Source organism: Chitinophaga arvensicola (assembly GCF_900110835.1).
In the GTDB taxonomy this organism is placed as follows: Bacteria; Bacteroidota; Bacteroidia; order Chitinophagales; family Chitinophagaceae; genus Chitinophaga; species Chitinophaga arvensicola.
In genome coordinates this window covers 1136845-1151058 of sequence record NZ_FOJG01000002.1, presented here as the reverse complement: position 1 = coordinate 1151058, position 14214 = coordinate 1136845, and the positions used below count along the sequence as shown (strand labels likewise).

Annotated in this window: 9 protein-coding genes; 4 read left to right on the top strand and 5 right to left on the bottom strand. The window is 50.0% G+C overall.

The window, feature by feature from the left end:
- Positions 1–55: 55 nt before the first annotated feature.
- Positions 56–1621 (bottom strand): serine hydrolase domain-containing protein, encoded by a 1566-nt coding sequence (locus BMW79_RS21975; protein WP_218150407.1) that lies wholly within the window; start codon positions 1619–1621, stop codon positions 56–58.
- A gap of 110 nt (positions 1622–1731) precedes the next feature.
- On the opposite strand from BMW79_RS21975, the gene BMW79_RS21970 reads away from it, so the two are divergent.
- On the top strand, positions 1732–2973 hold the full coding sequence (locus BMW79_RS21970) for a serine hydrolase domain-containing protein (RefSeq protein WP_177192286.1): 1242 nt from the start codon (positions 1732–1734) through the stop codon (positions 2971–2973).
- Here the strand turns inward: BMW79_RS21970 and BMW79_RS21965 are convergent.
- Entirely contained in the window at positions 2970–3659 is a 690-nt protein-coding gene (locus tag BMW79_RS21965; protein ID WP_089898122.1) for a hypothetical protein, read from the bottom strand. The genes BMW79_RS21970 and BMW79_RS21965 overlap by 4 nt on opposite strands.
- Before the next feature lie 2 nt (positions 3660–3661).
- Complete coding sequence (locus BMW79_RS21960; protein WP_089898120.1) at positions 3662–5122, bottom strand: patatin-like phospholipase family protein; 1461 nt, start codon at positions 5120–5122, stop codon at positions 3662–3664.
- A 251-nt stretch (positions 5123–5373) separates the two neighbouring features.
- Between BMW79_RS21960 and BMW79_RS21955 the strand changes: the two genes are divergently transcribed.
- The gene (locus tag BMW79_RS21955; RefSeq protein ID WP_089898117.1) at positions 5374–6393 is read left to right on the top strand and encodes a DUF3500 domain-containing protein; all 1020 of its coding nucleotides are present in this window, start codon (positions 5374–5376) and stop codon (positions 6391–6393) included.
- A gap of 83 nt (positions 6394–6476) precedes the next feature.
- Positions 6477–8417: an oleate hydratase gene (locus tag BMW79_RS21950; protein WP_089898115.1), complete on the top strand. Its 1941-nt coding sequence runs from the start codon at positions 6477–6479 to the stop codon at positions 8415–8417.
- Positions 8418–8478: 61 nt separating this feature from the next.
- On the opposite strand, the gene BMW79_RS21945 is transcribed toward BMW79_RS21950, so the two are convergent.
- Positions 8479–10014: a sulfatase family protein gene (locus BMW79_RS21945; RefSeq protein ID WP_089898113.1), complete on the bottom strand. Its 1536-nt coding sequence runs from the start codon at positions 10012–10014 to the stop codon at positions 8479–8481.
- Between the two features lie 174 nt (positions 10015–10188).
- Here BMW79_RS21945 and BMW79_RS21940 point away from each other — a divergent pair, with 174 nt between their 5' ends.
- Positions 10189–11781, top strand: a complete 1593-nt coding sequence (locus BMW79_RS21940; RefSeq protein WP_089898112.1) for a sialate O-acetylesterase — start codon at positions 10189–10191, stop codon at positions 11779–11781.
- A gap of 47 nt (positions 11782–11828) precedes the next feature.
- Here the strand turns inward: BMW79_RS21940 and BMW79_RS21935 are convergent, their stop codons facing one another.
- Positions 11829–14213 (bottom strand): ABC transporter permease, encoded by a 2385-nt coding sequence (locus BMW79_RS21935; protein ID WP_089898110.1) that lies wholly within the window; start codon positions 14211–14213, stop codon positions 11829–11831.
- Position 14214: the final 1 nt, after the last annotated feature.

Genomic DNA, 14214 nt, shown 5'->3' with positions numbered 1-14214 from the left:
ATAGCAAAATGATTGTAGCTGCTAAAATAGGAAAAAGTTGGATGATGTTTCATCACTAACCTGCCAGCGTGGCTTTTAACGCCTTTCTGTTATCCGCTTTTCCCGGCGTCATAGCAGTCAGACTGTCGAGGAAACTAACGCTCAGCTGATCCCCTTCAAATACGCACTGGATCTGGTCGCCATGCAGGGTTTCCACAAAGCGCAGGTTCAGCTGCAACGTTTTGTCGTTGATCCAGGTAGCTGTACCGGCCACTTTCGTAGGCTGATGATTCAGGCCTGCTTCCGGAAACTGATAGCTTTGCCGCTCTTTGTTCAATACCCATTTTTCCCAGCCCAGACGCAGCACAGTGTTACCTGATGCGGTTTGCGTGGTCCAGGTACAGCCCGCCGGCGAGAAATCAAATTGCATGGTGGTCGCATTGAAATCATTTTTATCCAGGGTCCATTTTTTACCCTGATAAGCAGTTGTATCTGGCTTTGTGATATTACCTTTTACTACGGGCAGGGCTAAACTTTTTAACGCTGTTTTCAGCGCGGCGGCGGAAGCAGGATCGTCAGCAAGTACCCCGTCCTGTAATGCCGGGAGCAGGTGTTCCCATACGATGTTCAGCGATTGCTGCATGTCGGCGGTCTGGCTGGTAATCGCCAGTACGGCATCCTTATCGGGCATCACAATGCAATACTGACCATAGGCGCCGTCGCCCCGGAATGCCCCATGACGGCACTGCCAGAACTGGTAGCCATATCCCTGTGCCCAGTCGCCATTGCCTTCCTGCGAGGAAGTCTGATAACCGGTGGCATCTTTTACCCAGCTTTCTGTGAGCAGTGCTTTTCCTTTCCATTGTCCTTTCTGGAGATATAACTGCCCAAGCTTCGCGATGTCTTCGGTTTTTACACGGAGCCCATAGCCTGCGGTATTCAATTGCTGCGGGGAAGTTTCCCAGTCATACCCGGTAATATCCAGCGGTTGAAATAAACGGGGCGCCAGGTACTGTTCCAGTGTTTGTCCGGTAACTGCATGTAAAATAGCACCCAGCATATAAGTAGCGCCGGTGTTGTATAGAAAATGGGTGCCGGGTTCAAACTCCACGGGTTGTGCCAGGAACGTCTGCACCCAGGAGGTATCCGACTTCCACATCGGAGGAAGCGTGTCTGCCGCGTTGCCGGTATTCATGGTGAGCAGGTGTTTGACGGTCATTTTCTGCAGATGAGCGGAGGGGTTGGCGGGTACATCTTTCGGAAAAAAAGAAATCACAGGCTGCTGTATATCCAGTTTACCTTCTTTTACCAGCATTCCGATAGCGGTGCTGGTAAAGCTTTTTGAGAGAGAATACAGGGAGTGGGTAAATTCAGCCGCGTACGGATTCCACCAGCCTTCTGCCACAATATGCCCGTGTCTTAACAGCATGAAACTATGCCAGCTGGCGCCGGAATTATTCGCTGCCGCTATAAATGCCAGTATTCCTTTGGAGGAAACTCCCTGCGATTCAGGTTGCGCATGTGGAAAGAAGGAGAGAGGACCCGGCTGCCAAAGCCGGCCTACAGGGCCTAAGATGGGTAAGAAACCGATACCTGCCAATCCGGCGCCGGCAGTTCTGATAAAATGTCTTCTGGATTGCATAGTGCTCATGGGAGTTAAGGAGTGACGTGGAAAAGTAATTTCAGAGAGATAAATATAATATCTTTCAGGTAAGGATGCGGGAAAACGCAACACTATTAATCTTTGTTTGTATGATCTATCCATTTATCAGGCAGGCCATGTTCAGTACAGGATGCTTGCTGGCGCTGGCCCAACCTGTGTTTGCACAGCATAGCAGCGCGGAATCCATTACCGCTAAACTGGAAACTATTCAAAAGAAAGGTGCGCTCACCGGGTTTGCCGTTGCAGTGGTTACAGCCGACAGTGTGCTCTATCAACATGCCTTTGGTTTTTCAGATGTGGCTGCAAAGCAGCTATATACGGTAAATACGCTGCAACCCATTGCCTCCGTCAGCAAAACAGTTGTGGGCGTAGCAATAGCAAAAGCTATTGAGCTGGGATTGTTTACTTTGGAAACGCCCATCAATGATATCCTGCCTTTTCCCGTTATCAATCCAAATGATCCCACCGGTATCATCCGGGTGAAACACCTGGTAAGTCATACTTCCGGGATTACAGACCGGCCGGATGCGGTTAAGCGTGGTTACGTGCTCTGTGAGGACGCATCCGGTGAAAATACGATGCGCGCCCAGTTATTGAAAGCCGGTTATGGCAATGAAGATAAAGACATCACACTGCCCGTTTATCTCACGGAATATTTACAAACTACCGGTAAACTGTACAGTAAAAAGAATTTTCTGAAAACAAAACCGGGCGCCACTTATGAGTACAGTAACGTAGGAACTGCACTGGCAGCGTGGTTGATTACACTGAAATCGGGTATGGCATTCCCGGATTTTACCAAGCAATATATTTTTAATCCGCTGAAAATGGCGCATACTTCCTGGCGAACCAGTTGCACCGCACCGGCAGACATGGCGCAGCTATACAATGAAGCAGGTAACGTGTATCCCCGCTACCGGTCGGCATCTTATCCGGATGGCGGCCTGGTTACTTCCTGCACGGAACTATCTGTTTACCTGCAGGAAATGATAAAAGGATATGCAGGGAAAGATGGCTTATTGCAAAAAGCATCCTATGAGTTGTTGTATCAGCCGATGTTCCCGCCAGGCAATGCACCCAAAGGACTGGATGAAAAAGAACCCAATACCGGTATCCTGTGGGTGCATCGCATGAACGGTGTAATAGGCCATACCGGCTCCGATGCCGGCGTGGGCGCATTTATGTTCTTCAAACCGGAGAAACAACTGGGATTGATCCTCGTTACTAATTCAGATATCGAAAATATGCAGCACGGCGGCACCAGGCAGCTGGCGGATTTTGTAGCCGTCTGGAAGGAGATCGGCGACTATGGAAAACAGGTGCTTCCCTAAGCTGCGGGCGTGGCCGTTTGCACGATCGTATCTGTGGTCCGACGTGGACGCGTCAGCAGCTGCAATGCCACAAACACCACTACTTCACCCACCAGGATCAGGAGATAATGCAGGGAACCGGTTTCATACTTCCCGGATACCCAGAAAAATAGCAGCGCCGATAAAGCGCATACCAGGCCGGTAGATGCCAGGATCCATTTGGCAAATACCATTTGCTGATAAGCCCGGTGCACTTCCACAGAAGAACATACCGGGTCGGGGTGTATCTTGCGGAGCAGGTAGGTATTCTCCATCGCATCAAAAAACCAGGCAATGAGTTGCAGCCACGCCAGGCATTCAAAGAAAATTTCTCCCGCAAAATTCATTTTAGCAGCTACCTGTATACACATCAGGAAGATGCTGCCATAAGCCGCCGGCATAAAAAGAAAATCGACCCACAGCTGGCCCCTGAGCGCCGATAGTGTGCGTTGTTGCTGTGGCGCCGGCAACGCATACATACAACGGATCAGGTGAGGGATTTCTTTGCGGGAAGCCGGGAACTGTAAATCCAGGATACTGAATTTACGCACCACAATATCAAGTATATAAAATTCCCGCGCCTGCCGGAACATAATAAAAGAAGTCAGTAATACCAGCGCCATGGAAATGCAAAGCCAGCTCCAGGCATTTGAAATAATAGGTTCCATGGTTATTTTTTTAATTGGATTTGCATAGCGGTACGATCGTTTTTATAAGCATCCCAGTCAAACGCATTCAGAAATGCTACTGCTGCTTTTACGCCCTGTACAAACATGTCTATCTTATCTTCATCCGAAAGGAAAAAGTTCAGCCAGTTGTATTTGTCGTCCGACATATCCACTTTTCCTACACCCCGCTGATATACCTCGTTTTTCAGCAGGAAATCCTTGTCGTAATAGTTCCGGATGGTATTGAACATACGGCCGAAATACCCTGTGAGCGACCAGCTGAAGGCATTGTCTTCCTTATCCGCAGGCTTGCTGTCGTCCAGGTCAATGCCAAAAGATGGTAGTCTTGGTACCGTTACATTGGCGTTGTAAAAAATGCTGATCGGAAAATTGGAAAGAATACCCCCATCCACAAAACGCGCGGTGGCCGGTGGGTGCGACATGCCGAAATATTGCTTCCACGCCGCCTGTATACGCGGATCGTCCGTAGGAATATCATTGATCATGTAAGACTCAAAAAAGATAGGGATAGACATGGAGGCCCGGATAAAACCGGCCGGAGGCAGCGTGTCAATATCCGTGCGGAAAAGCGTACACATGGCCGGGAACTGGATTTTGTTCTGGGTTACGAGTTCAGAGGCAATAAAAGTTACATCGCCTTTCAGATCGGCCAGCCCGCTTTCGTTGGGTACCCGCAATTGCAACGGCGGGCAATCCGCTGCTTTTTCATTCAGCTCACTCACGGTGGCTACATTGTTTTGCAGTAAAAGCCCCTTTATCCAGTCGTAAAACACATCCCCGGGATTGATACCATAGCCTGAGTTTTTTAGCCGCTTAAAGAGGTCTATAAAGTAGGCAACGCCGATGCCCAGTATGAGCGACAGGAAGCCGGTCAGGATAAAACAGAGCCCTGTCCATACATACAGCGCGGGGTACTGGCTGCTTAATCCTACCAGTATCACATCTCCGGCTACCAGCAGTGCAAAGGCGGCCAGCACGCCCAGTAACTTATTCCTGGCTTTAGCGAGGTAGTCTTTCTGGGTAATAAAGTTTTTAATAATAGAGCGCGCGGCAGGGTGACCATCTACCAGCGAAAAGAAATCCAGGTCACAGATCGCCTGTAATACTTCGGACGACTTTTTATCCTGCTTATTTTTGATAACGGTGATCAGGGCAGTATTGATAGCACCTGCGCTGGTGCCGGCCAGCCGGAGGAACCGGATACCCATTTCTTCCAGCACATAGGTATAACCCACGAGGGCAATACCGAATACGCCACCGCCTTTCTGTACCAGGTTCACATACTGATGCCCATCGGCATCCAGTACATCGGATACCACCAGGGGCTTCCCACCCGGAAGGGCAGGATCAAAACGCTTTTTGAGATTGTCGAGTTCGCTGACAACCGCACTGTGCTGGATAAAGTCGGCTACGGCCAGTTTGCCGGTAGTTTTCGAGGGCATAATAGTAACGTTAAGGGGTTGGCGACTAAATTAATCATTTTTTTTACCCTCCGTTTATTTTGTTATCCCCCGTAAATAAAAAGTAGCAGACACCTTTTTAACCCCTATCTAATAGGAGGCGCTTATAGGGCGTTTACAGGGGAGGGGGATAGGGCTTATCAGGGGCTGAACACTACCCGGCGGTTGCATAATCCTGACCGATCTATTATATTGGGGAATTATTATTGTCCACGTTATACAATCCACGCGTTATGTACCGGTCTTTCCTGCTGTTTATACTGACTTTCACCTGCCTCATTCCTGCAAAAGCGCAGGACATGGCAGACAAAGCCAATCACTTTATCCGCCTGCTGAGCAAAGCCCAACAGGCACAGACCCTGTTTCCCTTTGACACGGGTGAGCGCTATCATTTTGCCTATGTACCCCGCGATGACCGTAAAGGCATTTCCGTAAATGAACTAAATCCCGCACAGCGGCAGGCACTCATGGCCCTGCTGGGCACCGCTTTAAGTGAAGGCGCCGTAAAGAAAGTGAATGATATCATGCAGCTGGACCTGGTGCTGAAAGAACTCGAACACCGGCCTGAAAACGACCATTACCGCGATCCCGGTAAATATTTCCTGACCATTTTCGGGGTACCTGCTGCAAATACTATCTGGGGTTGGCGCTTTGAAGGCCATCATGTGGCTTTTAATTTTTCGGCAGATAAAAAAGAACTGGTAGCCGGTACGCCGGCATTCCTGGGGGCGAATCCGGCAATTGTGCTGGAAGGTCCTCAGAAAGACAAAGAAGTGATGAAAGAAGAAACGAAACTGGCGTTCGACCTGCTGCATGCCCTATCTCCCGGAGAACTCCAAAAAACAGTGGTGACCACCAAAGCACCGGCAGAAATTATTACGGGCGACCGCCGCAATGCCCTGATCGAACACCCGGAAGGTATCCGCTACCCCGAACTGAGCGCTGCTCACCAGCAAATGCTGCTGGGACTGATCAGCGTATATGTACATCGCTTCACCAAACTGTTTGCAGATAAAATGCTGAAAGACATTCAGCAGGATGGATTGGACAATTTATGGTTCACCTGGGCCGGAAGTACGGAGCATGAACTGGGTAAGCCTTGCTACTACCGCATCCAGGGACCGGGCATCATTATCGAATATGATAATACACAGAATAATGCCAATCATATTCACACCGTTGTACGGGATCTGAAGAATGATTTTGGGGGAGATATGCTGCTGGAACACTACCGTGCCGCACATACGAAATAAAAAGCCTTCCTGTTTTTACTTAAACAAATACCGGCGTAAGAGCGTTTAATGAGCATTCGATAAAACCTTAAAATGAATGTCTCATGGATGGAATTACTTCAAAATTTGACAAAGTATTGAAAGCTTCAGGTGAATATGGCAAGGTAAATCATGAACCAGACTCAAGCAAAGAACAACAGCGCAATACCCCGCAAAAGTCGATGCCCTTTTCAGATCAGATCGGGAATTATCAGCGCAACAAAGGCATCCCCAACAGCGCATATGAAAACAGCCAGATCTATATTGTAGGCAGCGGTATTGCCGGTATGGCAGCAGCCTATTACTTTATACGCGACGGACATGTACCCGCAAAAAATATCACTTTCCTCGAACAACTGCATATCGACGGTGGTTCCCTGGACGGATCCGGCAATGCCAAAGATGGTTACATTATCCGTGGTGGCCGCGAAATGGACATGACCTACGAAAACCTCTGGGATATATTCCAGGATATTCCGGCATTGGAAATGCCACCCCCATACAGTGTACTCGATGAATACCGGTTAATCAACGATAACGATTCCAATTACTCCAAAGCAAGGCTGATCCATAACAAAGGTGCCATCCAGGATTTCAGCAAATTCGGACTGGCCAAAAAAGACCAGCTGGCGATTATCAAACTGTTGCTGAAAAAGAAAGAAGACCTCGATGATTTAACCATCGAGGACTATTTCAGCGAAGGTTTTTTAAGCAGCAATTTCTGGACGTTCTGGCGTACCATGTTTGCATTCGAAAACTGGCATAGTTTGCTCGAATTAAAACTATACATGCATCGCTTCCTGCATGCGATCGATGGGTTGAATGATCTTTCTTCCCTTGTGTTTCCAAAATACAATCAGTACGACACCTTCATAACGCCGCTGGGTAAATTCCTCAAGGAGAAAGGCGTCAATATCCAGTTTAAGACACTGATCAGCGACCTCGATGTTCATATCGACACAGAAGGAAAAGTAGTAAAGGGAATTATCACCGAACATGAAGGAAAGAAAACCACCATTCCCATTGGAAAAGATGATTACGTGATTGTGACCACCGGCTCCATGACGGAAGATACTTTCTACGGCGATAACAAAAAAGCACCGGTTATAGGCATTGATAATACCACAAGTGGCCAGAGCGCCGGCTGGAAATTATGGAAGAACCTGGCCGCGAAATCGGAAGTTTTCGGAAAGCCGGAAAAGTTTTGCAGCAATATTGAGAAATCAGCTTGGGAGTCGGTTACGCTTACCTGCCGGCCCTCTGCACTGGTGGAGAAACTGAAAACCTACTCCGTAAATGATCCCTATTCCGGGAAAACAGTTACCGGTGGCATCATTACCATTACGGATTCCGACTGGCTGATGAGTTTTACGTGCAACAGGCAGCCGCATTTCCCCGGCCAGCCGGACGATGTGCTGGTGCTATGGGTGTACGCGCTATTTATGGATAAGGAAGGCAACCATATCAAAAAAGTAATGCCGGCATGTACGGGAGATGAAATCCTGGCAGAGTTGTGTTATCACCTGGGTATTATTGAACAACTGGATAATGTGATTGCCAATACCATTGTGCATACCGCATTCATGCCCTATATCACCTCCATGTTTATGCCCAGGGCCAAAGGCGACCGCCCGAGGGTGGTACCGGCAGGATGCAAAAATTTAGGCCTGGTTGGCCAGTTCGTAGAAACAAATAACGACGTGGTGTTTACCATGGAGAGTTCTGTGAGAACCGCCCGTATTGCGGTGTATGAATTGTTGAACCTCAATAAACAGGTACCGGATATCAACCCGTTGCAATACGATATCCGTCATCTGCTGAAAGCAGCAAAAACACTGAACGACCAAAAGCCGTTTCTCGGTGAAGGGCTGCTGCGGCGTGTTTTAAAAGGTACCTATTTCGAGCATGTATTACCCGCCGGGGAAGATGAAAAAGAAGAGAAGGAATCATTTATTACCGAACAGATACAGAAGTTCAACGACTGGATCAAAGGTATCAGAGGATAGTAAATAAGATATAATTAAATGCCCCCAAAAGCACAAGACTTTTGGGGGCATTTTTATTTGATTACCTGCTTTGTTCTTTTTCTTTGATGGCTTCCAGTTCGGCGGCCATGGTTTTTACTTTTTCCGGGTACTGTGCTGCTACATTCTGTTGCTCATGTGCATCTGCGGTGAGATTATACAGTTGTGGCGCAGTGTCGTTACCCAGTTCAATATTTACATCCCGTGCTACCTTTGCGCCTTTGGAGGGAGCAATGTATTTCCAGTCGCCCGAAATAATTGCCAGCGTACCTGCATGTGTAACCAGGTAAGGACGATTTTGTTTCGATTTACCCAGCAGCTGTTGCAACATATCAAAGCTATCCGGTGCTTCATCCGGCTTTACAGTTTGTCCGGTTAAATGCGCCAGTGAGGCAAAGAGATCCAGTTGTCCGATCAGTACATCGGAGTTACGGTTGCCTTTCATACCGGCAGGCCATTTTACGATAAAAGGCACGCGGGCGCCGGCTTCAAAAGCGCTGTACTTGCCGCCCCGGAAAGGACCGGCGGGATGATGATCTCCGACCAGTTCAACAGCCTGGTCCAGGTAGCCGTCGTTCAATACGGGGCCATTGTCGCTGGAGAAAATGATCATGGTGTTTTTAGTCAGCCCAAGACTATCCAATGCTTTTACCAGTTGTCCTACGGTCCAGTCGAGCTGCAGAATGGCATCGCCTCTCAGTCCCATGCCGCTTTTCCCCCTGAACTGGCTGTGCGGATAACGCGGTACATGAATATCGCCGCTGGCGAAGTAAAGGAAGAACGGTTGTTGTTTGCTGCGGCTCATAAAGTCGATCGCCTTGCGGGTGATGGTACCTGCAATATCGGCGTCTTTCCAGCGGGCGCTGTGGCCGCCGCTCATCCAGCCGATGCGGCTGATACTGTCTACGATCGTCTGGTTATGTCCCTGCTGCGGATCTGTATGCATACGCAGCTGCTCAGGGTTTTCCAGGCCGGTAGGATCGTTGCCTATTTTATGCTGATAATTTACTTCGATGGGATCTTTCGGATCTGCATTCACCACCTGGCGATCTTCCACAAAAACACATGGTACACGGTCCAGCGTAGCAGGCATGATAAACGAATAGGTAAAGCCGGTTTCCAGGGGGCCGGGACTGATCGGCTTGTTCCAGTCGATCGTTGTGCCACGGGCGCCAAGGCCCAGGTGCCATTTCCCGATAACGGCAGTCTGGTAGCCGGCATCTTTCAGCATACCGGGCAGGGTGCGGTGATCGGTGGGAAGAATCAGCGAGGCATCGCCGGGAGCAATGCCCGTATTTTTTTGCCGCCACGGATATTTTCCGGTAAGGATACCGAAACGGGAAGGGGTACACGTAGCAGAGGTGGCGTAAGCATTACTGAATTTAACACCCTGCTGCGCCAGGCGGTCGATGTTGGGTGTCTGGATTCTTTTCATACCATAACAGCTCACATCGCCATATCCCAGGTCATCTGCATAAATAATAACGATGTTGGGTTTTTGCTGGGCAGCTGCCGGGAGCGCGAGTAAACCGCACAACAAACCGGCACTGATTTTCTGAATAATGGAATTTTTTGTCATCAGGATAATTGTTCACTTTTTTACTCCCATCGGTGGAGGTTACCGGCAAAGATGCGGATAAATATAGTTGTTCTGCCGCAAAAATTACATGGCCGGTAACGCGTTTGCTCGCATTTCTGGCCGCTATGTACTATCATTGTTTCCTGTTTCCATCGATTGCAATTCTTAAGAATTATGAAAAAGTACAAGTATCTGTTTCCGTTTTTAATCGCGCTCCTATCAATAACCGCCACGGCACAATTGAAGCTGCCGGCCATCATCGGCGATAACATGGTCCTGCAACAGGGACAGAAAGACCCGGTATGGGGCTGGGCAGATCCCGGTGAGAAGATAAGTGTAGCGTTCAGGGATCAGCGTTATGAAGCCACCGCCGGTGCTGACGGCAAATGGATGATACATTTGCGGGCATCCGCTGCGGGTGGTCCTTTCAGCATGGTCATCACCGCCAACAGCCAGACGATCCGGCTTTCCAATATCTGGATAGGAGAGGTATGGCTGGCTTCCGGGCAGTCGAACATGGAATTTGGCATTCAGACAGACAGCTGCGGTAAAGCCGCCATCGAAACGGCCACGGATTCCCTGATCCATTTTTTTGTGGTGCCAATGACCTTTTCATTGCATCCCGAAAAAGATATAACGGCGCCGGCCAATTCGCAGAATGGCAAATGGGTGGTGTGTTCACCGGAGTTACTGGCTACACCCGGTTTTGCCTGGCATGGCTTCTCCGCAGTAGGTTATTATTTTGCCCGCGAACTGAGAAAGAGCACCAACGCACCAGTGGGCATGATCGGTTCCTATAAAGGCGGTACACCCGCCCAGGCATGGATGAGCACAGCAGGCCTGTCGGCGCAGCCAGCTTTCTCCAGGTACCTGGACATGCATCAACAATACCTGGATCATTATGAAGATGCCAAAAGAGACTACCCGGCTAAGAAAGGCGCTTTCCAGGAAGCGCTGAAGAAATGGGATAAAGCATCCGGTGAGCCCCGGCCAAAGGAGCCACTGGCACCTGAAGGCGGTTTTAATGCGCCCACCAACCTGTATAACGCGATGATTGCACCGCTGGTTCCCTATGGCATCAGGGGAGTGATCTGGTACCAGGGCGAAAGCAACGGCGACCGCCTCGAAGAAGCCGTCACCTACCGCCAATTATTTCCCGCACTGATCGCCAACTGGCGACACCACTGGCAGCAGGGCAATTTTCCTTTCCTGTTTGTACAGCTGGCCAATTTCAGAACGCCTGCACAGTTGCCGTCGGAAGGCATCTGGCCCTGGGTCAGAGAAGCACAACTGAAAACACTCGACATACCGCGTACAGGCATGGCCGTTATCACCGATGTTGGTAATGCAAAAGATATACATCCTACAGATAAACTGGATGTAGGTCTCCGGTTGTCGCTCGTAGCACGGGCCACCGTGTACGGTGAAAAGATCGTATATACGGGTCCGTTATACAGATCCATGAAGGTAAGTGGTAGCCAAGTGATCCTGCGTTTTACGGGTGTGGGTACCGGGCTGGCAGCCGGAAAAAACGCCGACACGGCTGCACTCCGGGGCTTTGGTGTAGCCGGCAGCGATGGCCGCTTTGAATGGGCCAATGCGAGGATATCCGGCAATGAAGTGATTGTAGAAAGCAGTAAAGTACCCCACCCGGTAGCGGTGCGGTACAACTGGGCAGATAATCCGCCGGGCAACCTCTATAACAAAGAAGGATTACCCGCCTCTTCTTTCCGTACGGATAATTATCCTGCTTCGGTGCAGCCATAAGGAAAAATATGACACCAAAGGAGGCGACTCCTTTGGTGTCATACCGCTTACTGCGTCCGCAGGTTATTTACCGGGTTAGCACCCGCCGCCCGCATCACCTGCATACTCACCGTGGTTAACGCCATCAGCAAGGTACCCAGTCCCGTGGCTATAAACACCCAGGCGCTTAAATCTGTACGGTAGGCAAAGCCCTGTAACCACTGGTGCATGGCGATCCAGGCCAATGGCGCGGCGATCGTAAATGCGATCATCACCAGCCGTAAGAAATCTTTCGAAAACAACCCCACGATATGTGCCATACCGGCCCCCAGTATTTTCCGGATACCAATTTCTTTGATGCGCTGATGCGTGGCAATATGTGCCAGTCCGAATAAACCGGAGCAGCAAATCAGTACCGACAACAGCGTGGCCCATCCGATGATACGCTGCCAGCGTTGTTCCTGCACATATTCCCGGGCATTCAGATCGTTGAGGAAGCTATAGGTAAAAGCGGATTCCGGCATCACTTTTTTATACGCGGCGGCCAACGCGGCCAGTCCCTGTTTTTCCCGGTTGGGTGCGAGTTTTACCCATACGCCACCACCAAACCATTTACTGTTGATCATCACCATGGGGGCAATCTTTTCCCGCAGTGAACCGGCATGAAAATCTTTTACTACTCCCGTGATGGTGCGTAGTTCCTTATCGAAATATTCGTCGGTACGTATGGGCGTACCAATGGGATGCGATAACCCCGCCGCTCTTACAAATGCTTCATTCACGATCGCACCGTTGGACCAGTCCTCACCAAAATTCTCTCCGCTGATCAACGTAATTCCCATCGCAGGCAGATAATGCTGGTCGACCACCTGGTGCAGGGCCGGAACCCTTTGTGCGCCCAGCTTTACGTCAGATAATCCGCTCCGGGCGCCCCCAAAGGAAAGCTGCAACACACCCGGTTCATGACGCAGTTCATTTTTCAGTAACTGTGCTACCTGCTGCACATCCCGGTCGCCATTGATATGTGTTACTACCACCTGTTCCGGATGATAACCCAGGTCTTTCGTTTGTATATAAGCCATCTGCCGGTAAAAGAAAACGGTGATCAGCAGGAAAAATACCGCGAGGGAAAACTGGGTTACAATCAGCGCCCTGCCCAGCGGGTTGCGGGCCGATAAAGCTGCTTTGCCCGAAAAGGCCCGCATGGCGCTGAACCTGGCCAGCACATAAGCCGGGTAAATACCGGTAAGCAATACGATGCCTGCAAGCAAACCGGCACAACTGAGCAGCACCAGAGGGTCCAGCATGGCGCGGAACGGAACGGCGGCGCCGGACAAATCATTAAATACCGGCAGCGCAAGGAATGACAGCAGCAGGGCCAGTATCATCGCCAGGGTACACAGCAGTCCGGATTCCACCAGGAATTGCAGCACGATCTGTATACTGCTGCTCCCGTTGATTTTGCGGACACCCACTTCCTTGATTCGCTTTAATGATCCGGCCAGTGTTATATTGATAAAGTTGATGCCGGCCATCAGTAGTATAAACAAGGCAATGCCAAGGAAAATGTAGGAGAAAGCCGGGTGACTGCCATTGATAACACCACCTTCGCGGCTGCCGCCGGGAGCATATAAAGGATGCAAATGGATACCGGTTATAGGTTGCAATCCGAAAGCCAGCTTTGGTTGGTCTTTTCCGCCGGCATAACGGGTCTGCACCCGGTTTAATTGCGCCGTTACCTTATCGGCGCCGGCATCTGCACGGGTTACCACAAATGTACTGAGGTACATATTGTTCCAGTCGTTGTCTTCAAACGACAACTGCAGGAACCGGAACGGCAGCAATACGTCAAACTGGATGGAAGACTGCAACGGCGGATCTTTTACCACACCGGTAATCACCAGCGGTTTGCCCAGTCGCCGGGCAGAAGGATCTGCATCCATACGGAGCAGCTGTCCCACTACGTCTGTCCGGTTAAAATATTTCAGGGCAGTCCGCTCTGTAATAACTGCTGATCCTGCATCCCGTAGTGCGGTGGCGGCATCTCCTTTCACCAACGGAAAGGAAAACATTTGGAGGAAGCTTTCATCCACGAAAAGCAGTTGCTGCTTCAGCACTTTATCGCCCGCCAGCATGTCCCCGTAGATGTCGCCACCCATCACCCGGCTGTACGCCGTTATTTCCGGCACCTGTTCCTTGAAAACAGGTCCCTGCAACTGCCCGGTGTTGCCCGTCAGCTGCCCGTTCCCGCCCGGTGGGGTAACGGTGGTAGTGATCCGGTAAAGATGCGGATTTTGCTTGTGGAAGGCATCGAAGCTATGTTCATTTTTCAGGTATAGCACCGCCAGTAAAACGGTAGTAATGCCAATGGCAAGACCAGACACATGGATGGCGCCATACAGCTTGTTTTTCCAGTGATGGCGAAGGGCGATCTTAGTATAGTTGCTGAACATA

Excerpts from the sequence above, each read along its gene's own strand:
- BMW79_RS21975 (WP_218150407.1), bottom strand. The coding sequence starts at position 1,621 with ATGCAATCCAGAAGACATTTTATCAGAACTGCCGGCGCCGGATTGGCA.
- BMW79_RS21955 (WP_089898117.1), top strand. The coding sequence starts at position 5,374 with ATGTACCGGTCTTTCCTGCTGTTTATACTGACTTTCACCTGCCTCATT.
- BMW79_RS21950 (WP_089898115.1), top strand. The coding sequence starts at position 6,477 with ATGGATGGAATTACTTCAAAATTTGACAAAGTATTGAAAGCTTCAGGT.
- BMW79_RS21970 (WP_177192286.1), top strand. The coding sequence starts at position 1,732 with ATGATCTATCCATTTATCAGGCAGGCCATGTTCAGTACAGGATGCTTG.
- BMW79_RS21945 (WP_089898113.1), bottom strand. The coding sequence starts at position 10,014 with ATGACAAAAAATTCCATTATTCAGAAAATCAGTGCCGGTTTGTTGTGC.
- BMW79_RS21935 (WP_089898110.1), bottom strand. The coding sequence starts at position 14,213 with ATGTTCAGCAACTATACTAAGATCGCCCTTCGCCATCACTGGAAAAAC.
- BMW79_RS21960 (WP_089898120.1), bottom strand. The coding sequence starts at position 5,122 with ATGCCCTCGAAAACTACCGGCAAACTGGCCGTAGCCGACTTTATCCAG.
- BMW79_RS21965 (WP_089898122.1), bottom strand. The coding sequence starts at position 3,659 with ATGGAACCTATTATTTCAAATGCCTGGAGCTGGCTTTGCATTTCCATG.
- BMW79_RS21940 (WP_089898112.1), top strand. The coding sequence starts at position 10,189 with ATGAAAAAGTACAAGTATCTGTTTCCGTTTTTAATCGCGCTCCTATCA.